At 32.1% G+C, this 23,872-nt stretch carries 27 protein-coding genes; 4 read left to right on the forward strand and 23 right to left on the reverse strand.

What is annotated here, in order from left to right; translation table 11 throughout:
* The first annotated feature begins 64 nt into the window (after window positions 1-64).
* Window positions 65-358, forward strand: coding sequence for a hypothetical protein (locus G9F72_RS24100; RefSeq protein WP_164959832.1), 294 nt, complete (start codon window positions 65-67; stop codon window positions 356-358).
* Window positions 359-641: 283 nt separating this feature from the next.
* Here G9F72_RS24100 and G9F72_RS24105 read toward each other — a convergent pair whose 3' ends face one another.
* The 8 genes from G9F72_RS24105 to G9F72_RS24140 form a co-directional block, all read right to left on the reverse strand.
* Window positions 642-1,628 (reverse strand): hypothetical protein, encoded by a 987-nt coding sequence (locus G9F72_RS24105; protein WP_164959831.1) that lies wholly within the window; start codon window positions 1,626-1,628, stop codon window positions 642-644.
* 53 nt (window positions 1,629-1,681) lie between these two features.
* Window positions 1,682-2,119 carry a helix-turn-helix domain-containing protein gene (locus G9F72_RS24110; RefSeq protein WP_164959830.1) on the reverse strand — a complete coding sequence of 146 codons (438 nt, stop codon included), beginning with the start codon at window positions 2,117-2,119 and terminating at the stop codon, window positions 1,682-1,684.
* A 249-nt stretch (window positions 2,120-2,368) separates the two neighbouring features.
* Window positions 2,369-2,833: a hypothetical protein gene (locus tag G9F72_RS24115; RefSeq protein WP_164959829.1), complete on the reverse strand. Its 465-nt coding sequence runs from the start codon at window positions 2,831-2,833 to the stop codon at window positions 2,369-2,371.
* 25 nt (window positions 2,834-2,858) lie between these two features.
* Window positions 2,859-3,242 carry a hypothetical protein gene (locus G9F72_RS24120; RefSeq protein WP_164959828.1) on the reverse strand — a complete coding sequence of 128 codons (384 nt, stop codon included), beginning with the start codon at window positions 3,240-3,242 and terminating at the stop codon, window positions 2,859-2,861.
* A gap of 177 nt (window positions 3,243-3,419) precedes the next feature.
* On the reverse strand, window positions 3,420-5,354 hold the full coding sequence (locus G9F72_RS24125; RefSeq protein ID WP_164959827.1) for a DUF4041 domain-containing protein: 1,935 nt from the start codon (window positions 5,352-5,354) through the stop codon (window positions 3,420-3,422).
* A 635-nt stretch (window positions 5,355-5,989) separates the two neighbouring features.
* Window positions 5,990-6,166, reverse strand: a complete 177-nt coding sequence (locus G9F72_RS24130; RefSeq protein ID WP_164959826.1) for a hypothetical protein — start codon at window positions 6,164-6,166, stop codon at window positions 5,990-5,992.
* 12 nt (window positions 6,167-6,178) lie between these two features.
* Window positions 6,179-6,454, reverse strand: a complete 276-nt coding sequence (locus G9F72_RS24135; RefSeq protein ID WP_164959825.1) for a hypothetical protein — start codon at window positions 6,452-6,454, stop codon at window positions 6,179-6,181.
* Window positions 6,455-6,483: 29 nt separating this feature from the next.
* On the reverse strand, window positions 6,484-7,035 hold the full coding sequence (locus G9F72_RS24140) for a hypothetical protein (protein WP_164959824.1): 552 nt from the start codon (window positions 7,033-7,035) through the stop codon (window positions 6,484-6,486).
* A gap of 855 nt (window positions 7,036-7,890) precedes the next feature.
* Between G9F72_RS24140 and G9F72_RS27250 the strand changes: the two genes are divergently transcribed.
* Window positions 7,891-8,025: a hypothetical protein gene (locus G9F72_RS27250; RefSeq protein ID WP_263487059.1), complete on the forward strand. Its 135-nt coding sequence runs from the start codon at window positions 7,891-7,893 to the stop codon at window positions 8,023-8,025.
* A 453-nt stretch (window positions 8,026-8,478) separates the two neighbouring features.
* Here the strand turns inward: G9F72_RS27250 and glmS are convergent, their stop codons facing one another.
* The 8 genes from glmS to G9F72_RS24180 all read right to left on the reverse strand — a co-directional run bounded on the left by glmS (window position 8,479) and on the right by G9F72_RS24180 (window position 16,833).
* A complete protein-coding gene (gene glmS / locus G9F72_RS24145; protein ID WP_164959190.1) occupies window positions 8,479-10,305 on the reverse strand; it encodes a glutamine--fructose-6-phosphate transaminase (isomerizing) in 1,827 nt (608 codons plus the stop codon).
* A gap of 520 nt (window positions 10,306-10,825) precedes the next feature.
* Complete coding sequence (glmM, locus tag G9F72_RS24150; RefSeq protein ID WP_164959191.1) at window positions 10,826-12,175, reverse strand: phosphoglucosamine mutase; 1,350 nt, start codon at window positions 12,173-12,175, stop codon at window positions 10,826-10,828.
* A gap of 465 nt (window positions 12,176-12,640) precedes the next feature.
* Entirely contained in the window at window positions 12,641-13,987 is a 1,347-nt protein-coding gene (locus G9F72_RS24155; protein ID WP_164959192.1) for an MFS transporter, read from the reverse strand.
* 171 nt (window positions 13,988-14,158) lie between these two features.
* On the reverse strand, window positions 14,159-14,413 hold the full coding sequence (locus tag G9F72_RS24160) for a hypothetical protein (protein ID WP_164959193.1): 255 nt from the start codon (window positions 14,411-14,413) through the stop codon (window positions 14,159-14,161).
* A gap of 23 nt (window positions 14,414-14,436) precedes the next feature.
* Window positions 14,437-14,850 (reverse strand): SHOCT-like domain-containing protein, encoded by a 414-nt coding sequence (locus G9F72_RS24165; protein WP_164959194.1) that lies wholly within the window; start codon window positions 14,848-14,850, stop codon window positions 14,437-14,439.
* A gap of 47 nt (window positions 14,851-14,897) precedes the next feature.
* A complete protein-coding gene (locus G9F72_RS24170; protein WP_164959195.1) occupies window positions 14,898-15,266 on the reverse strand; it encodes a DUF2089 domain-containing protein in 369 nt (122 codons plus the stop codon).
* A 171-nt stretch (window positions 15,267-15,437) separates the two neighbouring features.
* Entirely contained in the window at window positions 15,438-16,172 is a 735-nt protein-coding gene (locus G9F72_RS24175) for a polymer-forming cytoskeletal protein (protein WP_164959196.1), read from the reverse strand.
* Window positions 16,173-16,212: 40 nt separating this feature from the next.
* On the reverse strand, window positions 16,213-16,833 hold the full coding sequence (locus G9F72_RS24180) for a YhbD family protein (RefSeq protein WP_164959197.1): 621 nt from the start codon (window positions 16,831-16,833) through the stop codon (window positions 16,213-16,215).
* Window positions 16,834-17,153: 320 nt separating this feature from the next.
* Between G9F72_RS24180 and G9F72_RS24185 the strand changes: the two genes are divergently transcribed.
* Window positions 17,154-17,477 carry a PadR family transcriptional regulator gene (locus G9F72_RS24185; RefSeq protein ID WP_164959198.1) on the forward strand — a complete coding sequence of 108 codons (324 nt, stop codon included), beginning with the start codon at window positions 17,154-17,156 and terminating at the stop codon, window positions 17,475-17,477.
* Window positions 17,477-18,016: a DUF2812 domain-containing protein gene (locus G9F72_RS24190; RefSeq protein WP_164959199.1), complete on the forward strand. Its 540-nt coding sequence runs from the start codon at window positions 17,477-17,479 to the stop codon at window positions 18,014-18,016. The genes G9F72_RS24185 and G9F72_RS24190 overlap by 1 nt, the downstream gene beginning before the upstream one ends.
* 353 nt (window positions 18,017-18,369) lie before the next feature.
* Here G9F72_RS24190 and G9F72_RS24195 read toward each other — a convergent pair whose 3' ends face one another.
* The 7 genes from G9F72_RS24195 to ptb all read right to left on the reverse strand — a co-directional run bounded on the left by G9F72_RS24195 (window position 18,370) and on the right by ptb (window position 23,867).
* Window positions 18,370-18,900 (reverse strand): 2-oxoacid:acceptor oxidoreductase family protein, encoded by a 531-nt coding sequence (locus G9F72_RS24195; RefSeq protein WP_164959200.1) that lies wholly within the window; start codon window positions 18,898-18,900, stop codon window positions 18,370-18,372.
* Window position 18,901: 1 nt separating this feature from the next.
* Window positions 18,902-19,651: a thiamine pyrophosphate-dependent enzyme gene (locus G9F72_RS24200; protein ID WP_164959201.1), complete on the reverse strand. Its 750-nt coding sequence runs from the start codon at window positions 19,649-19,651 to the stop codon at window positions 18,902-18,904.
* Window positions 19,651-20,721 carry a 3-methyl-2-oxobutanoate dehydrogenase subunit VorB gene (locus G9F72_RS24205; RefSeq protein WP_164959202.1) on the reverse strand — a complete coding sequence of 357 codons (1,071 nt, stop codon included), beginning with the start codon at window positions 20,719-20,721 and terminating at the stop codon, window positions 19,651-19,653. Before G9F72_RS24205 ends, G9F72_RS24200 begins: the two co-directional genes overlap by 1 nt.
* Before the next feature lie 19 nt (window positions 20,722-20,740).
* Window positions 20,741-20,950, reverse strand: a complete 210-nt coding sequence (locus G9F72_RS24210) for a 4Fe-4S dicluster domain-containing protein (protein ID WP_164959203.1) — start codon at window positions 20,948-20,950, stop codon at window positions 20,741-20,743.
* Between the two features lie 109 nt (window positions 20,951-21,059).
* Window positions 21,060-21,722: a MinD/ParA family protein gene (locus G9F72_RS24215; protein WP_164959204.1), complete on the reverse strand. Its 663-nt coding sequence runs from the start codon at window positions 21,720-21,722 to the stop codon at window positions 21,060-21,062.
* Window positions 21,723-21,862: 140 nt separating this feature from the next.
* Window positions 21,863-22,933 (reverse strand): butyrate kinase, encoded by a 1,071-nt coding sequence (gene buk / locus G9F72_RS24220; RefSeq protein WP_164959205.1) that lies wholly within the window; start codon window positions 22,931-22,933, stop codon window positions 21,863-21,865.
* A 25-nt stretch (window positions 22,934-22,958) separates the two neighbouring features.
* A complete protein-coding gene (gene ptb, locus G9F72_RS24225; protein WP_164959206.1) occupies window positions 22,959-23,867 on the reverse strand; it encodes a phosphate butyryltransferase in 909 nt (302 codons plus the stop codon).
* Window positions 23,868-23,872: the final 5 nt, after the last annotated feature.

Consider the following 23,872-nt stretch of genomic DNA (forward strand, 5'->3'; position numbering starts at 1 on the left):
TATATGCTCTGACAGAAGATATAATTAATGTATAAATAACAATTAAAAGGGAGTAAATTTAATTATGGAAGAAGCACTATTTTTAATACAAAATAGACTATATACAAAATACTTAAATAAGAGTTTAGGCATGGATGAATATAAATTTGATTTGCTATCACGATATGTTGGTGGTTTAATTACCACCTACCTATCCAACACCAAACTTTCTAAAGAACCCTTATTTTTAGAATTTGATGAAAAGTCCGTAAATATTTATACTACCTTAAATCTGCATATTGTTCCTGGGAATCTCCACGTTTACTTAGAGATTAAAAATAATATTATAATTAAAATAGAAGCTTCTATTGTGGCGTAATCTCCATTTTAAAAGCTTCCTTTTTATCATTTTTCAATTCATCTATCCACCTACTCACCCATCATTGCCCTCAAATAATTCAGTAATTCTTCACACACTTTCTCTTGTTTATATTTAATATTTACAGTTGTTTTATTCCTTTTTTCTACTTGATTTTTTTTTTATAATTGGCCCCATAATGTTATATCCCCTTTCATATCTATACTTTATATTATACGTATTTATAGCATTCTTTTATAAACTCCAAAAAGTAAAAGCCAGTATCTCAATTGGCTTTTGTCTTTTAATCTATACCTTTATGCCCTTTAACTGCTCGGTTTAAATAGGAATCTAAAGTAAATAAGTATTTCTTAATGACTCTACACATTGCTTTTATCATCGTCTCTTTATCTGTATAATTTCTTTCAGAAAAATATGTTACTATTCTTTGCATTTTCCATAAGATAATGTAATCCATCTTGTCGTCAATTTCATCTCTCATATTAAGTAATTCACAAAATATAGGTTTAGCGTTTATCTGAAACACCAGTTGTATGCCAAGCCTACCAGCTCTATCGAAAAGCACTTGGTAATTTATGTCGGTTGTTGAACTGCCTATCTCAAAAGAATTACTGTTTAACTCTTTATATTTATAAACATTAGCATATTCGCATTCATTTCTAAGCCTTTTCAAAATCAAAAGGAGTGTCGTCTTTTTGTTGCTATATTTTTCAGAATCATTAACTTGTACTGATATTGTTTCAATATTATTGTAACACTTTACCCCTTTAACACTCTTATAATGCTCCTCAACCTCATTATCAAGCCTTTTGAGGATTGGAACTTGTTCCAAGTGATGTAACTTATTTATCTCTTCCAATATAGGTACTATTTGTTCCGTATTCAACCTAATAAACATGAATTCAATATTTTTATTAGAACTTAATGAAACAATTCTCCCCAATTCATCAAAATATCTTTTATTAATAGATGTTGCACATGATATTACAACTGTTTTCTGTATCTTTTTCGCCATATATATTAGTTTTTTAAGCTGAATAAAATGAGATTCATCTATACTTTTCAATGAAAATTCAATAAAATATCTTCGTGTACCTGCTTTGTCGGTAGCACACATATCAACCCTTCTTTGCTTACCATCTACCCCAATAAAGTTTCTTTCTAATTGGATACTGTATAATCTTGTTCCAATTGCTTTTTCAATTCTTCCAGGATTATGCTTAGTGAATATTCCAAATAAAAGCTCTTTCCTGCTATTACCTTTACTCATTTTACACCCCTTTTAAAAAAGAATCAGCCTAAGCTAATTCTTTTTACTTAATTTTATGCAGTTAGTAACTTTTCTCTCACCTTTACTGCTATATCTATTATTTTTGCTTCATCTTGCCTGGATATTGAAGCTTTCGTAGAGTAGTTTTCTAACTCTTTAATCAAATCCCTAAGTATCATTTTAAAATCAAGGTCTGCCTCCAAGTTGGCAAACATATAGCTTTGATTTAACAAGATAAAATCTAAGTTTTTCACTTCTCCCTCCAAGCTATTTCCACAATCACAGAATTCTTCCATGGATGAAAACGGTATTTCAAAATATTTAACCAATCTGGATATACTATCTAATGTCGGATTTTGGCGAGTTTTGTTCTCAAGCCGATTTATGTAACTTGCAGAAAGTCCTGTTTTATCCTGAATTTCGGCTAAACTGACACCCCTCTGTTCACGAAGTCGCTTTATGAACGGCCCTAAATTTTCCTTGCTCTGCATACAATATCATCCTCCCTGTTTTTACTTTACTATCTTAGATAGTTCCTTTTTTTAACTTGCTACACATTAATAGCTCCTTTTCTTTATTTTTACTGTTGCTATATTATAGTTGTTAACTCCTATTTTTATAATTCTGCTACCCCTTTTAAAGCTCATTTAAATCATTAATAATTTACGTGCAAAAAAATACCCAACCTCTCGGTTGAGTTTTATCTGACCTTATTAGTAGGGTATCTCTATAAGGCTAAATTAATAACTTGTTATTTGTGCCACTTCAATACCATATATTATCGCACATATAATCATAATTATTACTGTAATTAAAATTAGATTACTATTTTTTTGTTCCTGTTCTTCTACTTGTTTTTGTTTATTATTAAATTCTTCACTTATCTTAGTATCTTTATCATTAATCAAAACATCTATATTAGTTTCATAAGTATAGTCTTTAACAGTAATATTTCCAGGTTGACTTACCAACATAGGTGAAGAATACTTAACAAGAAACTTTTCATTATTTTTTATATTAATATCAACTTCTGCAATTCCTATAACCGTATCATATGTATGGGTTTTATACATTTTAAGTTTATATAGACCCTCAACAAGTGGCATTTCCAAATTTGAATTATCTAAAACCGCTATATTTTTACCATTAATATCAATGAAAACTTCGCCTCCAAATATCTCAATTTCTTTTGGAGTACGTTTCATAAAAATTAAACCCGTTTCCATCGAGTTACTCAACTACTTGTAAACTATCAGCCATTTCTTTTAACTCAGTTATTGGAAATTCCTTACCTTGGTATAGTTTTGTCACCTGCATATTCCCAACATCGTCAATTTTCATATAAATAACACTCATTTTCTTACCACTAAGTGCTTTAGCAATTCCTAATGTAGTCAATGGACTTCTTCCAAATCCAGTAACATCTGGAACTGAAGAAGATATTATTGCTTCACATTTTGAACACTTAAACAAATATCTGTTTACCCACCCCATCTTTTGTTCCAAAGTCCAATATGGTTCTACTGTTCCGCACATAGGACAACTATTAAAATTTTTATCAATAAATTTTTGTGGAATAGAACCTGTAAAGCCATCAAATCTTTTAAATGACATTTTAATCACTCCCCCCATTAAAAGTATTTATAACCAAATAATAACATTATAAGGGTTTCCAGTCAATTAAAAGAATACACTTATATCAAAGGAGTTGGCGAAAATTTTTTTTATAATTTTATCATGTTACACCACTTGGTTACAGAAGAATCTCAGATATAATTAATTTTCACTATATTAAATCAAAAATTCTTTCTTTATTGCTAACGATTGTCTATATTGTTTGGCTTCATTGGTGTAAGTAAATTTTACATCTTTTATTCCAAACTCATTAATTATGCTTTCAATTTCTTCAAGCGTAACTTCAAAAAATTCTTTTCTTAAATTTATCCTATTTAGTTTTCTCTCAGATAACTTTTTATGAATCTTCCATTCAAGTTCAGGTGCATTCTTCGTAAAAATCTTAGCATGTACATCAAATGGAAATGGAACTGATGGTCCACTTAATTCATATATTCTTTCATCTGGGTTAATTCTTCTTGTCATACCTATTTTATAAACATTTTCCCCAAAAGAACCAATGTTACTAATTATATATATGTGTCCAGATTTTGTGATTTGTGCTTGTGAAATAGCTCTTTTATTATCTTCTGCCTCCTGTAACTTACTTTCCAATTCAATAACTAATTTTTGGAGTTTTATAACATTACTGCCTGTAGTATTTGCAAGTTCTGCTCTTGCCTGTTCTAAAGCCTTACCATACCTTATTGACTCATTTTCTGATTCGATAAGTGCCTTTTCAAATTCCTTTTGTGCCTTTTCTTCATCTACCATTTGCTCTCTTATAATTCTTTGTTCTTCTTTTTCTTGATATAATTTTTCTTGGTACTCAAAAACAAGATATAATTCTTTTTTCTTAAATTGAAAATATTCATAAGTAACCCGACACTTTATTGCGTCTCCTGCTTCGTTTATAAAATCATAAGCTTTATCAATTTTATTATCCATTAAATTAATATTCTTATAACTTACATTTGCAATAATGCTATAGCAGTCATCATTAAATGTTCTTAACATAAGTTGTATATACCTATAAATCATACTTTTTCCCATCGCAGTGGTATGAATTACTGACAATACATCATTGCATATACATGCTTTTTCATGTAAAACTAACTCCTTTTCATCTTTTCTTATAACTTCAAGCTTTTCTTGATATAATGTTGAATTCTCAAAGGTATACTTTGTCTCATAAAATCCTACTTTATCTAAACTAATATCTCTTCTTATCTCGTTTAATTCATATTCTAATTTGATTGTATCCTTATTTAACTGTAATAATTCCATTTTCCCATTTGCAATTTTGTCACAGTAATATTTAAGATTTGATTCTTTAATTTTTATTTCAATTCCCTTTGAATTTAAATTGTTTATATCCAAATTAACCTTTTGGTATAATATTTTAATTAAAATATATAAAAAATTATATCTCTGATATTCTTTTTTAACTCTTTCATATACCTCTTTCATAAGGTAATTCTCTTTTGTTTTAGTATCCGCTTCAATTTTTAGACAAAAGATTTTATATTGTTGATTTTTTTCTTCGATAGTTATATTTAAATCAGTTAATTCATTTAGCCTTCTGACTTTTGTTACTTCAATATCTGCAAATACATTTCTTCTATATTCATTGAATTTTATTTCTTCTTCGTTTTTCAAATTATTAATATCATCTTTAACCTTTTGGCACACAATTTCATATTCTTGATTCTTTTCTTCAATACTTACATTTAAAGCATTTGACAAAGATACCTTTTCTACTTCAATAGCTTTAATCATCTTTGTTCTGTATTCGTCAAGATTTGATTTTTCCTCTTTTTTTAGACTATCAATGTTATCTTGAATTTTTTGATACATTATTTTATATAATGATAATAAAAATTTGTATTGCTGATTCTTTTTTTGAATAATTATATTTGAATTGTTTAACAATAAAACCCTTTCAACTTCAATATTCTCAAATATCTTACTTCGATATTTATCAAATTTTGCCTTTTCATATTCTATGCTTTTATTTGACTCTCTTTTTGCTATTTCAAGTTTTCTGTCTATTCCTTCATTAATACTGCTCTCTGTTTCTTCAATGTTTATTTCATTTTTTTTAGTTCTCATATGCTTTTTCCAACAAATCAATGTATATGAGCATAATATAATTATAATAACCATTTCAACAATTGAAACAAATATCCACATACATATCAACCTTTCTATTAGCCCTTAATCGCTGTTATATCAAGCTTCATACCATTTTGTTCCTATTATTTGTTAATTACTTATTCTACCATATAATCAAACATTATTCAATCTATACTGTCATCCCTCTTATCCTAATTTTAGCTTTGTAAAAATAAGGTTTAAATTCTCGTATATCCTATCAACTCTTTACTCCTTAACCCTAATATATTTATGGTAGAAAAAAATAAAGGCATGAATTGGTACAAGGGATAAATCCTGTACTCTATTCAGGCTTTGAGGGTGGAATGGTGTGTCGGGTGGATGGTTTGATATTAGTTATAGGCGAAAATAAAAGCCCCGCATTTAGCCGATAAAAGCTAAATACAGGGCTTGATATTTGGTTAGATTCCGAAACTATTTTATTAGTTTATGGAACTTTATTATAAGTTTTGGAACTTTATTATGATTGAACAAAAGTCCACCGAATTTCAAATAGCCTCTACTATAGCAACTGCCACTGCAACAGAAACTACAACTAATATCGCTCTTGACATACGTACATATCTAACCCTTTACTTGCTGAGAAAGTCATCCCATTCGCACTTTATTTCCAAAGCTTCATCATAGGTTTTATTTTCACCTATAACCTTATCAAATTTACCTGAACTGTAAACTTTAACATTATATCTATCAGGAATATTACTATGATGTTCTATTTTCACTACATTTATCGTTATAATCTTACACATTTACGTTTCCTCCTATAATTCCCATTCCGAACAAGATGTTCTATTGTTATTATCGTCTTTCGTGTTTACATCTTTTCTAATTTCTTGAATTCTAAGCGAACTTGCATTATCCTTTAAGAACTTTCCAAATTTGGAGTTCCAAGATTTTTGTGGTGATGTTTGAGCATTATAATAATTGCCTTGATTTCTCCTTATTATGTCAGTTGTAAGGATTTTAGTTAAACCATTTGTTCTACAATGGTTTAAAATGTCATTAATGTCCCTTAACAGTTCAGTTTCATTTAACATTATAATTACCTCCTATATTTTTAATATTATTAGTTCTCTTGAATTTTTTCATCAAGAATTATTGTCTTCTTTCTTAGTGAAATTTTCTCTATTATATTTTCTAAAAGCAAAATTAATTTATCTGCTGTTTCTTCGAGTTTTATGTCATCCACCCTATTCGATAATACTCTTGCAACCTCTAACACACCTGAATCTGTTGGTACAAGTGTATTCATAACTAAAATACCATTTTCCTTTTCATCTTTATAAATTTTTTCTAATTTTTCCTTAACTTTATCTGCTAACTGCTTTTTATGTTCATTACTAAATTCTATCTTCCCTGTAAATAACTCATAAGGTAAATCTGAGAACTCACAGAGCTTATTTACGGTATACTTAGATACCCTCCCTCTTTGAGTGCCTTTTGAAATATAGTTATACCAAGTTCCGACTTTCACACCTCCCACCATTTCAATTGCGTCTTTAAATAACATACTTGTGTTCTCTTGAATTATCTTCTTGATTTCTTTATACCTCTCCGCTACTATCTCTTCATGCCCTTCTGTAACCCACACTGCTTGGTCTCTGCCCTTATTCGCCACTTAAACCATCCTCTCATATTTTATATTATATATTATATAAAGCAAATTTTTTTATCTTTATATACATAATACTATTAAAACCAATTGGTGTCAATAGTGTATTATAAACTATTTTAGTTTTAATATGAACATTATTATTTAAACATAATTCTAATAGTCTCTAATAAAAGCTATCCTCATTCAATTATACTAAATAAAATTATGTCTTATTTAATTGTACCGATGGACTCACCAATTTCTGTTCATTTCATTTTTATCTCTGTTTATTAAAGCTTAATTATAAATCATTAGATTTATAATTCCTACTTTGTAAACAAACATTAAAGTCTGTCCCAACTCCACCACCACTCCAACACCCCCTCAGCCCTTCACCCATCTACCATCCTACCCATTCCAACACCCAACGCAATTTTTACCACAAATATTAAAGTCTGTCCCAAAATCACTCCTTTCCCCCTCTTCATTCTCCTAAAATACTCCTAAATCATACTCAAAAAAGAATATTAGAGTCTGTCTTTTTTCTTGCATTTTTTCTACCCATCCTTCATATTTTCATCCCAATAATTAAATAAGGACTCCACTTTTCCATCCTTAAATCTATTATTCTATCCCTCATTAGCTCCCTCAAAAGGTCTAACGACCATTTCATCAATCCCTCTCATATCAGGCTTGTCATCGGTTTTATCCTATTTAAAATCATTATTTTATCAATCCTTATTCAATCCTTATTCAATCCTTATTCAATCTTTTCCGTCAATCCTTCAATCCTCTGGTCAATCTTTTTTCTCAATTTAGAGGCTTAGGCAAAGAAGGAACGATGATAAGAGAAGGGGCGGTAAACCGCCCCAATACCTTATGTTATGGGATATGGAGAGATTTAGGCCTGGACAAATTAAAAGAAAAATTGTCCACAGTAGCACTCAACTTTATGAGTCTGATGTGGACAATTCTGTTGATAATTCTATTTGTAATTTCAAGGTTTTAATATAAATATACCTCACACTTTAATCTATCAATCCATCCAAGGCGTAGCCTTCGGCTCATTCTCTCATGCTTTTTTCTTAAATTTATTCGGATAAATCATCGGGAGGGTTGGTAGTGCAGGAATCTGCGATTAGGGGGCGGGGGGAATAAAAAAATGAAGGAAGGCAGGTTGGTGTTCCTGCGTTTCCTTCATTTTTTGAGACAGACTGTATTGTTTGTGGACAGACTTTAATATTCGGGGACAATGTTTGATGTTTGTGTACATTTTTTGACAATTACATAAAAAACATTCACAAAAAACCATCAGAATTAAAAATCTGATGGTTTTTCATCTTTAAAATATACTGCAAGAATTTATTCATAATCGATCAAAATCATGCAAGTTCACTTAAAAACTTTCTTAGGTACTTAAAGACATTCTTAGAACATACACACATGCCACATGAGTGGCTCCTTTTTCTATTCTACAGTAACTGATTTTGCTAAATTTCTTGGCTTATCAACATCGCAACCTTTTTGAATCGCCATGTAATAAGACAATAATTGTAGTGGAATTACTGAAATTACTGGTGCTAATATATCCATTACTTTTGGTATATAAGTTACTGAAAAAACTGATTTTGAAATTTCCGTGTGACCGACTGGCGCGAAAGCAAATACTTTTGCTCCTCTAGTAGTTATTTCTTTTATATTACTTACCATCTTGTCAAAAATTTCTTCTTGAGTAGCTAGTGCTATAACTATAGTACCTTCTTCCATAAGTGCTATTGGACCATGTTTTAACTCTCCCGCTGGATAAGCCTCTGAATGAATATAAGATATTTCTTTAAGCTTTAATGAACCTTCTAATGCAACTGCATAGTCAAGTCCACGTCCTATGAAGAACATATCTTTATGCATATAATTTTTTGCAGTGAATTTTTGCACAGTTTCTTTATTTTCCAAAACCTTCTCTGCCTTTTCTGGTAATTCCATCATAGCTGTTTTAATTTCTTCAATTTCTTCATTGCTTATTGTTTCTTTGTTCTGAGCAAAGAATAATGCTATTATATACATTGCTATAAGCTGAGTTACATACGCTTTAGTAGATGCAACTGCTATTTCTGGTCCTGCCCAAGTATATAGTACATCGTCTGCTTCTCTTGAGGCCGCACTACCTACAACGTTAGTTACTGCAATAACTCTTGCACCTTTTGACTTTGCAAGTCTTAAAGCTGACATGGTGTCTGCAGTTTCTCCTGATTGACTAATAACTATCATCAAGGTGTTTTTGTCCATTATTGGATCTCTATATTTAAACTCAGAAGCTATATCTAGTTCTACTGGTATTCTTGCAAGTTTTTCTATAACATATTTACCTACAACTCCTGCATGATATGCAGTTCCGCAAGCTACTATATATATTTTATTTAAATTTTTAATTTGTTCTTTAGTTATATTTATATCATCTAGTGTAATTGGTTGACCTAGAACTATTCTTGAAGTCATAGTGTCTCTAATTGCCTTTGGCTGCTCATGGATTTCTTTTAGCATAAAGTGCTCATATCCACCTTTTTCAGCTGCTTCAGCATCCCAAGTTACATGAAAAACTTCTTTATTTATAATTTCGCCTTCTGCATCAAGAAGTTTTATTCCCTCATTAGAAATTACAACAAATTCCTTATCTTCTAATAAATATACCTCTCTTGTATGGTTTAATACTGCTGGTATATCTGAAGCTACAAAAAATTCACCTTTGCCAAGTCCTACTATTAATGGACTGTCTTTTCTTACTGCTACTAATTTATCTGGTTCATTGCTTGTTATTACTGCTATAGCATAGCTACCTTCCATTTTAGTAACAGTCTTCATTACAGCTTCAACTATATTTCCATCATAGTAGAAATCTATTAGATGTGGTATTACTTCTGAATCAGTTTCTGATGTGAATTTATATCCTTTTGCCATTAACCATTCTCTTAAATGCATATAATTTTCTATAATACCATTGTGTACAACACTAATAGTTTCTTTTTCATTAGTATGTGGGTGTGAATTTTCATCTGATGGCTTACCATGAGTAGCCCATCTAGTGTGTCCAATTCCCATGTTTCCCTTAAGTGGATTTTCTAATAATTGAGCTTCTAAATTTGCAAGTCTTCCCTTGCATTTAGTTACTTTTAATTGTCCTTCATTTATAACTGCGATCCCTGCTGAATCGTATCCTCTATATTCTAATTTACTAAGACCTGCTACCAATATTGGTGAAGCCTGTTTACTTCCAAAATAACCAACTATTCCGCACATATTCATCTTCCTCTCAAATTTAAAATTTTGCACAACTAATTAAGCATACTTATCATCATTGTTTTTTAGTAATCATTATAAAGATAGTATTCACAGTTATCACACATATGATTTTTTATGTTGAATAACTGAAAATCTACGTTCTTAATAATCCAATGAAATATGCTAATTAATACATATTTAAAGGTTTTAACACCAGATTGATGTTGTTACGAAAATCACTTTTCGCGTTTATCAACCATTAACGGTAGTGCGCTACCGCGGGGCATCCGCCGAAGATTCGATACTCCCCATCCTCGTCAACTCATAGTGCATCATAACTATTAATGCTCCTTATGAGTCCTGGCGCTTTAAAATCATTCAATTTCTCTATCCTCCTTTACTATAATATCAAACAAACTGAAAGCTTATGAACCTTTTCCATAAGCTTTCAGTTCATTATATTCATTTTATACCCTAAACGTCAATGCTTTTAACAATAAATTCATTGAATTGTAACTTTATTTTTACTAGTTTTTTTCTATTTATTTGCTTTTTCTTCTATCAATTTTGCAAGAGAATGTGCCATTTCATTTAATTCACTTTGCACTTTACCCTCCAGCATTACTCGAACTAGTGGTTCTGTACCAGATGGTCTAATAAGCACTCTTCCACAACCATTTAATTTTTTTTCTATTCTTTTAATTTCTTCCACTATTTCACTATCAGTTTCATGAATGTCATTTTTATCATTTGGTACCGTTGCATTTACTAGTACTTGTGGAAGCTCTGTCATCATTGCTGCTAGCTCTGATAGTGTTTTTCCTGATTCTTTAATTACAGTGGCTAGTTGAAGTCCTGATACAAGTCCATCCCCTGTAGTATTGAAATCCAGGAAAATTACATGTCCTGATTGCTCTCCCCCTAGGCTAAAACCTTCTTCTTGCATTTTCTCAAGAACATATCTATCTCCTACTTTAGTTTTCACTGTAGTTATATTTTCTTCCTTCATTGCAATATCAAGTCCCAAATTACTCATAACTGTTACTACTACTGTATCTTTAGTTAATTTTCCCGTGTCTTTTAGGTGCTTCGCGCAAATAGCAATTATAAAGTCTCCATTTATAAGATTTCCTTTTTCATCCACAGCTAAACATCTGTCTGCATCGCCATCAAAGGCTAATCCTAAATCGCAATGATTTTCTTTAACAAAAGCCATTAGGTGCTCAGGATGAGTAGACCCACAGTCCTTATTTATATTTACTCCATCTGGATCATTGTTAATAACTAAAACCTCTGCTCCAAGAGCTCTTGTAGCTTTTACTGAGGTAATAAAGGAAGCCCCATTAGCACAATCTAATGCTATTTTAAGTCCTTTTAAGTCTCCTGAAATAGTGGATTTAGCAAATTCTATATAATCCTCTACGCCACTTAGCTTGACTGTTTTTTTGCCTAAATCCCCAGCTATTGGTGAAGGCACTTCTTTAAAACCATTTTCTATAACTGCCTGTATTGTATCCTCTAATTCGTCGGACAATTTAAACCCCTTGCTATCAAAAAACTTTATTCCATTATATTCTACTGGGTTATGTGAAGCTGAGATAACAACTCCTGCATCTGCTCCATACTTTCTAGTTAAATATGCTACAGCCGGTGTAGGAACCACTCCAAGACATATTGCTTCAGCTCCTACAGATAAAATCCCTGCAACTAATGCTGATTCCAGCATATCTCCTGAAACTCTTGTATCCATTCCTACTATGATTTTAGGTTTATGAGCTCCATCTGTTAGTACAAATGCTCCTGATCTTCCTAAATTATATGCAAGTTCGCTAGTTAATTCTGTATTTGCTATCCCACGTACTCCGTCTGTTCCGAATATTCTACTCATATTTTTCTACCTCTTTCTCAATATATTATAGGTTTACTACATGTTTATTACAGTCCATACCAATCAAAACAGCTATTTAGTATGCTACTCCTTTATTTCAGATTCCTATATTCATCTTCTTTTTATTCTCATTAATATATTCAACTAGTTAACTAAAAGCTACTAGTTAAAAATTTATACAATAATAACCATATGTACACTATATAAAAATTTCCTCATTATTGTTTCACTATCTATCTACATATATACTAAAACTATTGTATACAAATACATACGCCTTAATTATAATACAGATTTTATTATACTACAATAATAAGTCCTTGTAAAAAAGTCCTAAAATTTTCAAACCTCTTCATTAAAAAAAATAATCCAACCGGATTATTTTTTTTGGCTTTAATTATTTATAAAAAATTGCTATTTAATAAAATTGTAGTCAATAAGCATTTACAAATATAAAATACTAATTTATATTATATCCTCTAAAGTTTGGCAATCAGGATTGAAATTAATGAAATGCTTAAATTTTTTAACAAATCCAAGTGGTACTATCACTATTCCTGATAGTAAAAAGCAAGTTAGAATAATATATTTTATTGCTATAAATTCTGCAAGTATACCTCCTATCGCCATAGCTATTGGAACTAATCCTCCACATACGGTGTTCATAATTGAAAGAACCTTTCCTCTCATTTCCTGTGGTACTGTTAGCTGAAGCGTTGCACCTATAAGTGTATTTACAATTGCGTTAAAAAAACCTGCTATGAATAGTAGTACTAACATGTACTTGAAATTAACCATAGGAAATACTGCAAACCCTATAGAAAATATTACACCTGAAATCATAAAAATACACAGTCTCTTTTCATAAGGTATTTTAACCATTGAAGTGAAAGCCATCCCAGAAAACATACCTCCAGTTAATAGTGCAATTGCAACTCCATATTTGCCTGCTCCAAGTGCTTGTGCTCTTTGAAATAAAGGCACAACTAAAATAATTGCCATACTAGAAAAGAAGTTTAGAAAAGCTGCTACAATTATAAGATACCTAAGGCCTTTAAAATTCCATACAAATTTAAACCCTTGTTTCAAATCTTGTTTAAAACTGTCCCTAGCACTCTGCATAGCACCTTCTGCACTAACTTTTCTCTCTATTTTAGGCACCTTTATAAATATTTCAGTAAAGGCCGAAACAAGATAGGATATACCATTTGTTAAGAACATTATTGGAGCTCCTAATATCTGATACATAAATCCTCCTAGAGGGTTAGCTAAAATATTCATTCCGGCTCCCACCATGCTTAGAGCTGAGTTTGCCTGAATAAGCTTATCACTTGGAACAATATCTGGTACCGTAGAACCTACAGTAGGATTAAAAAAGGCTGCGCATATACCTAGAATAACACCTGCTGAAAAAACCATCCAAATTTGCACAAAACCTAGTATTGCAGCGATTCCTACCGCTGTAATTACAATCCCTCTTACCAAATCCATTAGCACTATCATATTCCTTCTATTGCATCTATCTACTATAACTCCTGCAAATGGAGATATTAATATTCTGGGCAAGGCAGATGCTGCCATAAGTGTTCCCATGAGTCCTGTTGAACCTGTCACTGCAAGTACCCAAAACCCTAATGCTATCTCATAGAAAACATCTCCTATCGCTGAAACCATCTGACCTTGCCATAGCAAAAAGAAATTCATGGTCCATAATCTACCGGTAGATTTATTCTTTTCAGTAATTTGTGGTTCATTATTTTTAAATTCTATTTCAACACTTTCTTCATTTATATTTTTTTCCACTGCTTCCATTGGCTTCCCCCCCTTTGAAATTAATTTTCATACAAAATCATTGCCTATGGCGCTTCTGTATTAACGACTTCAAAAATGTCGTTAAGGAATCCGAAAAAAATAACTAGTTACACGCTAGTTATTTTTTTCGGATAGTTAGTAAAATCACGAAATACCCCCTCTTAAAGAACCCTAAATTCGTATTTGCACCTCTGTGCCATCATTAGCTCTTATATCTACTAAGTTTAGTCCTTTATAATCACTTAGTGAAATAATTAAATTTCTCATTTCGTTCCAGTCTATTATTTCTAAATACTTAGCATCCTTTTCCTTCATGTGTTTTCTTACAATTCTCTCTATGGGAAGTCTTGTGACCAGTCTTATTGCCCACATTGGTACTGGAATTCTTAGTTTTCTACCTTCCTCTGTTTTAATATAAATTCTCATATAACACCTCAAAAATTCTAGATTTATTCTATAACAACCTCGACTACATCTCCATCTGCAGTTTGTATGTCCACGATTTTTCCACCTATACCACCATCTATGGCATCTAATATAGTTTGAGTCATGGCATCCATGTCTACATCGTTCATGCCATTTACATTTATATTTGGAATTTTTCCAAAGGTTTTTATCATACCACTTACAAACGCCAGTGGAAGGTTAATATTCACAATGTCATTCTCTTTCGATCTTACTTTTATTCTCAGCATTTTAACTTTGAATTTACTATTACCTTGGCTATTATTTGATGGTGATTTGTCTAAAATAACAGCCTCTTTACTTTCTCCCTTTAGAGCTTCTATAAGTTGCATAGCTTTTTCTGAATCAATTTTACCTTCTTCAACCATTTTTAATATTCTTGAGATTTCTTCATTCATTATATTTCCCCCTTTTTTAGCTCGGAATTTCAAATTCACAGCCCTATTTACTTACCATTTAACATAATTAATGCTTCATCAGCAGTGATTTCACCTTTTTCTAACATATCAATTACATCTTTTTTATCAACAGAAGGCTTTTGCTTTATAACAGTATATCCAAGTGAAGTAATAACCTCATCTAGCTTTGCCCTAACTGTTGGGTATGATATGCCAAGTTCCTTTTCCACATCCTTGATGTTTCCTCTAGATTTTAAGAATACTTCAATGAAATACAACTGCTCATTATTTAAATAATCAAATTTTGACAATTCAAATTGATTTTCAACCACAGTGCCGCATTCATCACATTTAAGTCTAGTTACTTTTAGTTTAGAACTACAGACTGGACATTTACACAATATTTTATAGGTCACTTTTCCCACCTTCTTCCTTTATATTCATTATATTACCATTAATTAAAATAATCAATATATAAATTGATTATTTTAATATTTTTTCAATATATATTTATTATCTTAATATATATATTGATAATGTTAATATATATATATGAATTTCCTGAAGTTTTGTGATTAAAAAGTGGCTTATACCTTCTTTTGTTCTCCAACTATTGAGTCGCTTGATATAATAATCTCCCCGCTATATTCTACAAGTCCTATATTACAACCTTCGCCTATAGTAATATTATTTCCTCTTACTATTTTTGCATTGGTGTTTTGAAGATATATCTCATCTCCTTCAATTAATGCCGTAGTTAACTCCCCCTTAGAATTAAACATTTTGTCAATTACTTTTTTAAAGAAGGAATTGTCTAAAGGACTAACTCTTATTTCAATGTGCTCTCCACCAATTTCTTGTACATTACAGTTACCACCAATTCTTATATTTATTTCTCCTGCATTTAATAAGCCTTGTATTTTAAAATTGCCACTAGCCTTAAAACTTTCTACTTCACAATTTTTTTCTATATGCGCGCAGCCAGCTATAATAACTTCTTCTCCATATAGGTTTCCCGCTATATGGGTAGACCCATTTATTTTTATACTTTGGCTTTTAACATTGCCTATGACATGAGCAGAACCGCTTACCTTTATATCTTCTGCTTCTACATTCCCTTCAATCCTTGTAGATCCACTAATTTTTATAGTCTCAGCTTTTAAATTTCCTATAACTTTTGATGAACCACTAGTTTTAAAGTCTATACATTGTAAATCGCCCCTTATTTTTCCTGATCCACTTATACTTACATCATTATACTTTCCGCCACCAGCGCTGCCTGACCCTGATATTTTTATATCTCCATAATTAATCTTTTCCATATTAAACCTCCTCATATTTATCTATAACCCAGAATGATCATTAAATCACTATTTTTAATTCTTGAATACATTGTGATATATTAAGCCTTAATACTATTTTTGCACCTTTTTCTATATAGAACTCATTAGGCAACGTAATTAAAAAACATAGTGCTAATCCAAATTTTCTTAAAAAAACTATCTCACAGCTTTTACCTTCTAAGGATTTATAATTTTCTTCTAAAGTCTCTATTATAAGTTTCCCTTCCTCTAATGAAACATTCCCAGATAGCAAGCTCTTCTCTAGTAAAGAAATATATAGAATTCTCTCAAAAGAAAAGGTCTTTATTTCTCCATATATATCTTTATGCAATGTTAGTGTTTGTTTCGCAACAATGTTCTTTTTTAACAACTCTTCCTCACTTAAAAATACCTCCCCTAGCTGTGGAGAAAACATCTGTGCTAAGCTGTCTAAGGATACATCATCCTTCATATCTTTAATTCTTTCTATTCTGTCTAATATTTTTTCTCTAGGAAAATAGGTTTCTTGACCGGTGTAGCTAGACTTCTTTATAAACCAATCTTCCGGTATTAGCTTCTTTCTTTTCCACCTATACAGCTGACCATATGAAACATTAGTTATTTCTAGTAATTCTTTTTTAGATATTAAATCTTCATCCATATTACCCCTCCTTGTATACTTTCTTCTAACCATCTGGAGTAGATCCTAATTATTAACTCCTATCTACTTATATATGTAGTGTAACATAACATTGTTACGTTGTAAATAGCAAAACTCTAAATATACCAAATTTTCTAACAACTAAATAATCTAATAATTTATAACAAACAGTCCGTTATAGAAAGTGAAATCAAAATCATTAACCATATAATATTTGTTTACAGTTCTCATTAATATGAACTATTTTTTTAAATTTCCTTGACAACTATATCGGTGGGCGTCATAATATATTGTAAGACGATATAACGGAGGTGGATATAGTGTCAAATAACGAAAACATTGCATTGACCGAAGCGGTATATTATATTCTATTGTCCCTATATGAGCCGTTACACGGATATGGGGTTATGCAGAAGGTTGAAGGACTAAGTTCGGGGAGAGTAAAACTTGCTGCCGGTACACTTTACGGTGCAATTAGTACATTACTTGAAAAAGGTTGGATTTGTGCTCTGCCTGGCGAAGCGAACAGTAGAAAAAAAGAGTATGAAATAAACGATATAGGAAAAAATGCCATCAATAATGAGATTAGCCGATTGCGAGAGCTTTTATTAAACGGAGAACAAATAGTGGGAGGTGCCTTATAATGAGACGTACGATGCATAAACTATTTTTTGCCTGGGATTTTGAAAAAGAAGAAAAATGGCTGAACAAAATGTCGGCCAGGGGTATGCAGCTTGTGGGTGTCGGTTTCTGTAAATATATTTTTGAAGATGGTACATCTGGCGAATATAGCTATCGCTTAGAATTGCTGAAACAATTCCCTACACATTCAGAAAGTGCGTCATATATTCATTTTCTGGAGGAAACTGGCGTTGAGCATATTGGTTCATTTATGCGGTGGGTGTATTTAAGAAGGAAGTCTGATGACGGTGAATTTGATTTGTTTAGCGATATAGATTCTGTTATCAATCATTTGAAACGAATACTTACTCTCTTGTTATGTTTACTTCCTCTCGAAATTAGTTCGCTGGGAACGAATATCTCCACTGCTATAATGGGTTCCACCATCAACTTGGTCTGTGCTTGCCTCCTTGCTTCAATATTAGTACTCCTTTCCATTGGCATTTTAAATCTCTGTAGAAAAATACGCAAACTTAAGAAAGAACGCATCCTGCGTGAATAGTGAGAAATGATCATAATCCATATTAACAGCTAGTTCTATTTATATAGCCCGGCTTAATCGCATAAAAAAAGCTACTGATTTATCAGTAGCCTTTTCTCGATGTCTATAATGTCTTAGATGTCTTAAATGTCTTCCATGTCCAAATGTTTCAACGCGTATAAAAAAGTATATATTACGTAAACTTCATGTGAGCAAGCTTAGGAATTCTTAACTAATTTTAATGAAAGATGCGTTAAGAAAAGTGCATGTTTGAGCGTACGCGAGTTTGCACTTTTTAGCATCTTTCATTAAAATTTGTTTAGAATTCCTTAGCACAGCGAACTGAAGTTGTAGTAATATATACTTTTTTCTGTTTATTTGATGTATGAAGCTCCTATTTCAAGTGCTTTTTTGTTTATTTCAAAGAATTTTTCTTTACCGTGAGCTTTTAAAGCTCCTATTATTTCTTCCATAGATACTATTCCTGTTCTTTTCACTAATGCTCCTAGAAGTACCATGTTAGCAATTTGTTTACTACCAATGTTCATAGCTTCTGTTTGAGCTGGAATGCATATTACTTCGATATCTTCTCTGATTGGCATTCTATCTACAAGATCAGAATCCATTATTAATAGTCCACCTTTAACTAAGGTATCTTCAAACTTATCAAGAGAAGGTCTATTCATAACTATAAGTGTGTTTGGATCATTAATTATTGGTGAACCAACTAGCTCATCAGAAAGTATAACAGAGCAGTTAGCAGTACCTCCACGCATTTCTGGTCCATAAGATGGCAACCATGAAACGTTCATATTAGCATCCATTCCTGCATATGCCAAAAATTTTCCCATTGAAAGCGTACCTTGACCACCAAATCCTGCAAATATAATTTCTTGTGCAGCCATACTATTCAACCTCCCCAGTTGTGTCTTTTTTAACTCCTAGAGTATAGAATGGTATCATATTATCTCTAAGCCATCCCATGGACTCATTAGGTGATAATCCCCAGTTAGTTGGGCATATTGATAATACTTCTACCATTGAGAATCCTTTTCCATCAATTGCATTTTGGAAAGCTTTTTTTATAGCTTTTTTAGCTTTATTAACATTAGGCACATTATCTACAGCTACTCTTTCTACATAACAAGCACCTGTGAGTGTTGCTATCATTTCTGATACTCTGATAGGGTGTCCTTGCACCTTTACATCTCTTCCATAAGGGGTTGTTTCTGTTACTTGACCTGCAAGTGTAGTTGGTGCCATTTGTCCACCTGTCATACCGTAAATACAGTTGTTTACGAATATAGTAACAATGTTTTCGCCACGAGTTGCAGCATGAACTATTTCAGCCGTTCCTATTGCTGCAAGATCTCCATCTCCTTGATATGTAAATACTACTGCATCTGGATTAGTTCTTTTAATTCCTGTAGCAACTGCTGGTGCTCTTCCATGTGCTGCTTCAAACATATCACATGCAAAATAATCATATGCTAAAACAGAACATCCAACTGGAGCTACTCCTATAGTTTTATCTATTACATCTAATTCTTCAAGTACTTCTCCTACTAATCTATGAATTAGTCCATGAGTACAGCCTGGACAATAATGTGTAGGAACGTCTAATAATGCTTTAGTTGGTTCAAATACGATTGCCATTATTTTGCACCCCCTACTATTTCTCTAACTTTATTTAATATATCCTCAGGGTGAGGAACCATTCCACCTGTTCTTCCGTAGAAGTGTACTGGTTTTCTTCCTTCAACTGAAAGTCTAACATCTTCAACCATTTGACCACAGCTCATTTCTACTGATATATATCCATGTTTCGTGGTTTTTATGGTCTTCTCGAAAGCTTCGATTGGGTAAGGCCAAAGTGTGATTGGTCTTATTAATCCTAATTTTATGCCTTCTTTTTCTGCCATTTTAACAACGTTTTTGCATATTCTTGATGTAGTTCCATATGCAACCATTATTAAATCAACTTCGCCATCACAATTATACATTTCATATCTTGTTTCATTTTTCTTTATTTCAGCATATTTCGCTTGTAATTTTAAATTATGTCTTTCTAAATCTTCTGATTTTAAATAAAGAGAATTTATAACATTATGTTTTTTTCTACCTTTTAGTCCATTTGCTGCCCAAGTTTTTTCTGGAAGTAACTTTGCCGTTCTTTCCTTAAATTCTACTGGCTCCATCATTTGTCCAAGCATTCCATCTCCCATTACCATTACAGGAGTTCTATACATATCTGCAGTGTCAAAAGCATCTTGAACTAAGTCAACCATTTCTTGTACTGATGCAGGTGCATATACAGGCATACTGAAATCGCCATGTGCTCCACCTTTTGTTGCTTGGAAGTAATCTGATTGGGCTGGTTGAATACTACCAAGTCCTGGGCCACCTCTAACTATATTTACAATAACACATGGAAGCTCTGCTCCTGCTATATATGATATTCCTTCAGCTTTTAAACTTATTCCTGGTGAACTTGAAGATGTCATAGTTCTAACTCCTGTACCTGCTGCTCCATAAACCATGTTTATAGCTGCAACTTCACTCTCTGCTTGCAAGAATACTCTGTTAATCTTAATCATTTTTCTTGATAGATATGCACCTATCTCTGTTTGAGGTGTTATTGGATACCCAAAGAAACCTTGGCAGTTGGCTCTAATAGCTGCTTCTCCTATAGCTTCATTACCTTTCATTAACACTTTTTCTCCCATAAGTTCATCCTCCTATTCTTTACTTTTCAACTGTTATTACTAAATCAGGGCACATTTTTCCGCAAGATGCACATCCAATACATTCTTTCATCTTTTCTTCTGTTACTGTAGCTGGATGATATCCTTTTATGTTTAATTTATCAGAAAAACTTATGATTTTCTTAGGGCACACTGTTACACAAAGTCCACACCCTTTACACCTGGCTTCTCTAAAAGTTACTCTTGGCATGTTTAAACCTCCTTAAAATCCTATTTTATAAAATTTAAACGTTTACTAGTTAATTTTACCCCCTGAAGTCCAAACTGTCAACAAGGCTTATTCATTGATTATTTTCTTGCTATCTCCAAGGTGGCAACATATGTATATCAATACCAAATATGTCACCTTGCAATTTTCCTGTCATTTCTTCGACTAAATCATTACTGCAAACAGTGTAGGCATGCGGTATATTTAATTCTTTGGAAAGCTTAGCTACTGCTTTGTCTCCATCTATTATATGTTGCGTCACAGTTTCATAAGATAAATTAGTATTGGAGATTAAGTGTGTTATCTTTAGTCTTGAAGCTCTTTCTATTGCTTTAAAGTATTCTACAATATCTGAAGAAATTGATGTAAATGGCCTATTTGTATTTATAACAAAAAACATATCGTAGGGTTCCTCCACAAAAAACCTATTGTACTGACCAAGTGCTATTGAGCCTGAGTCATCGCCACCTACATCTATTACCACTTCGTAACTTTTATCATTAAATATAGCTATTATCTCTGCTGGAACCACCATGAGTTCTGCATTAACTAGTTCTGGATTGGATGCTATGACTCTTATTCCATACTCCTCTAATTGCTTTCTCACGTCTCTTACACAGAAATAAGGATTTACTATATCTAAGTCAGCTATTGCAACCTTTTTCCCTTGTTTTGCAAGATTTATTGCATAATTTATTGCTATTTCTGTCTTTCCACTGCCAAAATGGCCTGTAAATACTCTTATTCTACTCATTATATCACTGTCTCCCTTCCGAAATTTCAATAAAATAAGTTGCTTTGATATTTAATAAATTATCAAAACAACTTAGGCACATGGAATGAACAGCTTACTTACTTGTTATTTATTCCAATGTGCCTTATTGTTATAGTTTATTATTTATACTCTTTAGCCTTTTCTTGGTGGTTTAATACTCTTAACCCGCCTTCAGCTAGTGCTAACAATTCATCTTCACCTGGATAAACTACTACTTTTGTTATGAATTCTACTCTTTCTTTTATATAATTAACTATAGGCTTGCCATAAGCTATGCCTCCAGTTAAAATTATAGCATCTACTTTTCCTGATAAGACTGCTGCACATTTTCCAATTTCCTTAGCTACTTGATATCCCATAGCTTCAAAAATCAATTTGCATTTTTCATCCCCAGCTTGTGCTTTATCTATTACTTCTTTAGCATCGTTTGTATTAAGATAAGCAACGAAGCCACCTTTTCCATTTATCTTTTTCTTTATGTCCTCTATTGTGTATTTTCCACTAAAGCACATTTTAACTAAATCGCCTACAGGCAATCCTCCAGATCTTTCTGGTGAAAATGGGCCATCTCCATCTAATGCATTATTAACATCAACAACTTTTCCAGCCATGTGAGCTCCTACTGAGATCCCACCGCCCATGTGTGCTACTATTAAATTAAGTTCTTCGTATTTTTTTCCAATTTCTTTTGCATATCTTTTAGCTACTGCCTTTTGATTTAGTGCATGAAAAAGACTCTTTCTTTCTATTTCTGGAAGTCCTGATATTCTTGCTACATCCATCATTTCATCCACAACTACTGGATCAACAATAAACGCCGGTATATCTAAAGTTTTTGCAATTTCATTTGCAATTATTCCACCTAAATTTGAAGCGTGCTGCCCTTGTACTCCGATTTTTAAATCATTAAGTATAGCATCGTTTACAGCATATGTACCACCTTCCATAGGTTTTAGAAGTCCCCCTCTACCTACTATGGCATCTAGTGTACTTATATCAAAGTTTTTTTCTTTAAGTACGTTTAATATAACATCTTTTCTGAAATTAAACTGTTCATATATACCTTCAAATTTACCTATTTCTTCTGATGAATGTCTTAGGGTTTCTACCAATACTTCCTTTTCATCTTCATATACACCTATTTTAGTTGATGTTGAACCTGGATTAATCATTAACAATTTATGTGTCATATTGTTCCTCCTCTGTACTTAAAAATTATTTATTATATTCTGCAACTAAAGCTGCAAGTGCTATAGAATTTAATTTTGTTTCCGGAGTATCTGCTCTAGAAGTTAGTATAACTGGTGCAGAAGTACCTACTAAAAGCCCACCATTTTTAGCTTCAGTTGTGTAAGTTAAACACTTGTACATTGCATTTCCAGCTTCAATATTAGCCATTAAAAGAATATCTGCTTTACCTGCTACTGGACCTTCTAGTTTTTTATGTTTTGCAGCTGATTCTGACAACGCATTATCAAGACCTAGAGGTCCATCAATAATACATCCTTTTATCTGACCTCTCTCATTCATTTTTGAAAGCATTGCTGCATCTAGTGTTGCTGGCATACTAGTGTTTACTACTTCTACTGCGCAAACTGCTGCAACTTTAGGAAGCTCAACACCGCAAGCTTTTGCAACTACTACTGAATTGTTTACTATATCTATTTTTTCTTTTAACTCTGGATACATATTGAAGGCAGCATCTGTTAAAAATATTAATCTATCATAGGCTGGTATTTCAAAGACTGCTATGTGAGACATTTGCTTTCCAGTTCGTAGACCTACTTCTTTATTTAATACAGCTCTTAAGAAGGTAGCCGTATCTACTAGACCCTTCATAAGCATATCCGCTTTTCCTGAGGATACAAGCTCAACTGCAACCATGGAAGCTTTTTTATCGTTTTTCTCGTCTATAATTTCAAACTCTTCTATATTCATACCTATCGTAGTGGCTATAGAAATTATTTTTTCCTTATCGCCTACTAATATTGCATTAGCTATGCCATTTTTCTTAGCATCTTGAATTGCCTCAAGAACTGGTTCATCCTGTGCTACAGCTACTGCTACAGTTTTCATTCCTTGTGCTTTCGCGGTATTTAATACTTCATTAAAAGTTTTAATCATAAGAT

The organism is Clostridium estertheticum (genome assembly GCF_011065935.2).
GTDB lineage: Bacteria > Bacillota > Clostridia > Clostridiales > Clostridiaceae > Clostridium_AD > Clostridium_AD estertheticum_A.

Bases quoted from the DNA above. Each gene is read 5' to 3' on its own strand.
- G9F72_RS24100 (WP_164959832.1), top strand. From the start codon at position 65: ATGGAAGAAGCACTATTTTTAATACAAAATAGACTATATACAAAATAC.
- G9F72_RS24105 (WP_164959831.1), bottom strand. From the start codon at position 1,628: ATGAGTAAAGGTAATAGCAGGAAAGAGCTTTTATTTGGAATATTCACT.
- G9F72_RS24110 (WP_164959830.1), bottom strand. From the start codon at position 2,119: ATGCAGAGCAAGGAAAATTTAGGGCCGTTCATAAAGCGACTTCGTGAA.
- G9F72_RS24115 (WP_164959829.1), bottom strand. From the start codon at position 2,833: ATGAAACGTACTCCAAAAGAAATTGAGATATTTGGAGGCGAAGTTTTC.
- G9F72_RS24120 (WP_164959828.1), bottom strand. From the start codon at position 3,242: ATGTCATTTAAAAGATTTGATGGCTTTACAGGTTCTATTCCACAAAAA.
- G9F72_RS24125 (WP_164959827.1), bottom strand. From the start codon at position 5,354: ATGAGAACTAAAAAAAATGAAATAAACATTGAAGAAACAGAGAGCAGT.
- G9F72_RS24130 (WP_164959826.1), bottom strand. From the start codon at position 6,166: ATGTGTAAGATTATAACGATAAATGTAGTGAAAATAGAACATCATAGT.
- G9F72_RS24135 (WP_164959825.1), bottom strand. From the start codon at position 6,454: ATGTTAAATGAAACTGAACTGTTAAGGGACATTAATGACATTTTAAAC.
- G9F72_RS27250 (WP_263487059.1), top strand. From the start codon at position 7,891: ATGTTATGGGATATGGAGAGATTTAGGCCTGGACAAATTAAAAGAAAA.
- glmS (WP_164959190.1), bottom strand. From the start codon at position 10,305: ATGTGCGGAATAGTTGGTTATTTTGGAAGTAAACAGGCTTCACCAATA.
- glmM (WP_164959191.1), bottom strand. From the start codon at position 12,175: ATGAGTAGAATATTCGGAACAGACGGAGTACGTGGGATAGCAAATACA.
- G9F72_RS24155 (WP_164959192.1), bottom strand. From the start codon at position 13,987: ATGGAAGCAGTGGAAAAAAATATAAATGAAGAAAGTGTTGAAATAGAA.
- G9F72_RS24160 (WP_164959193.1), bottom strand. From the start codon at position 14,413: ATGAGAATTTATATTAAAACAGAGGAAGGTAGAAAACTAAGAATTCCA.
- G9F72_RS24165 (WP_164959194.1), bottom strand. From the start codon at position 14,850: ATGAATGAAGAAATCTCAAGAATATTAAAAATGGTTGAAGAAGGTAAA.
- G9F72_RS24175 (WP_164959196.1), bottom strand. From the start codon at position 16,172: ATGGAAAAGATTAATTATGGAGATATAAAAATATCAGGGTCAGGCAGC.
- G9F72_RS24180 (WP_164959197.1), bottom strand. From the start codon at position 16,833: ATGGATGAAGATTTAATATCTAAAAAAGAATTACTAGAAATAACTAAT.
- G9F72_RS24190 (WP_164959199.1), top strand. From the start codon at position 17,477: ATGAGACGTACGATGCATAAACTATTTTTTGCCTGGGATTTTGAAAAA.
- G9F72_RS24195 (WP_164959200.1), bottom strand. From the start codon at position 18,900: ATGGCTGCACAAGAAATTATATTTGCAGGATTTGGTGGTCAAGGTACG.
- G9F72_RS24200 (WP_164959201.1), bottom strand. From the start codon at position 19,651: ATGGCAATCGTATTTGAACCAACTAAAGCATTATTAGACGTTCCTACA.
- G9F72_RS24205 (WP_164959202.1), bottom strand. From the start codon at position 20,721: ATGGGAGAAAAAGTGTTAATGAAAGGTAATGAAGCTATAGGAGAAGCA.
- G9F72_RS24210 (WP_164959203.1), bottom strand. From the start codon at position 20,950: ATGCCAAGAGTAACTTTTAGAGAAGCCAGGTGTAAAGGGTGTGGACTT.
- G9F72_RS24215 (WP_164959204.1), bottom strand. From the start codon at position 21,722: ATGAGTAGAATAAGAGTATTTACAGGCCATTTTGGCAGTGGAAAGACA.
- buk (WP_164959205.1), bottom strand. From the start codon at position 22,933: ATGACACATAAATTGTTAATGATTAATCCAGGTTCAACATCAACTAAA.
- ptb (WP_164959206.1), bottom strand. From the start codon at position 23,867: ATGATTAAAACTTTTAATGAAGTATTAAATACCGCGAAAGCACAAGGA.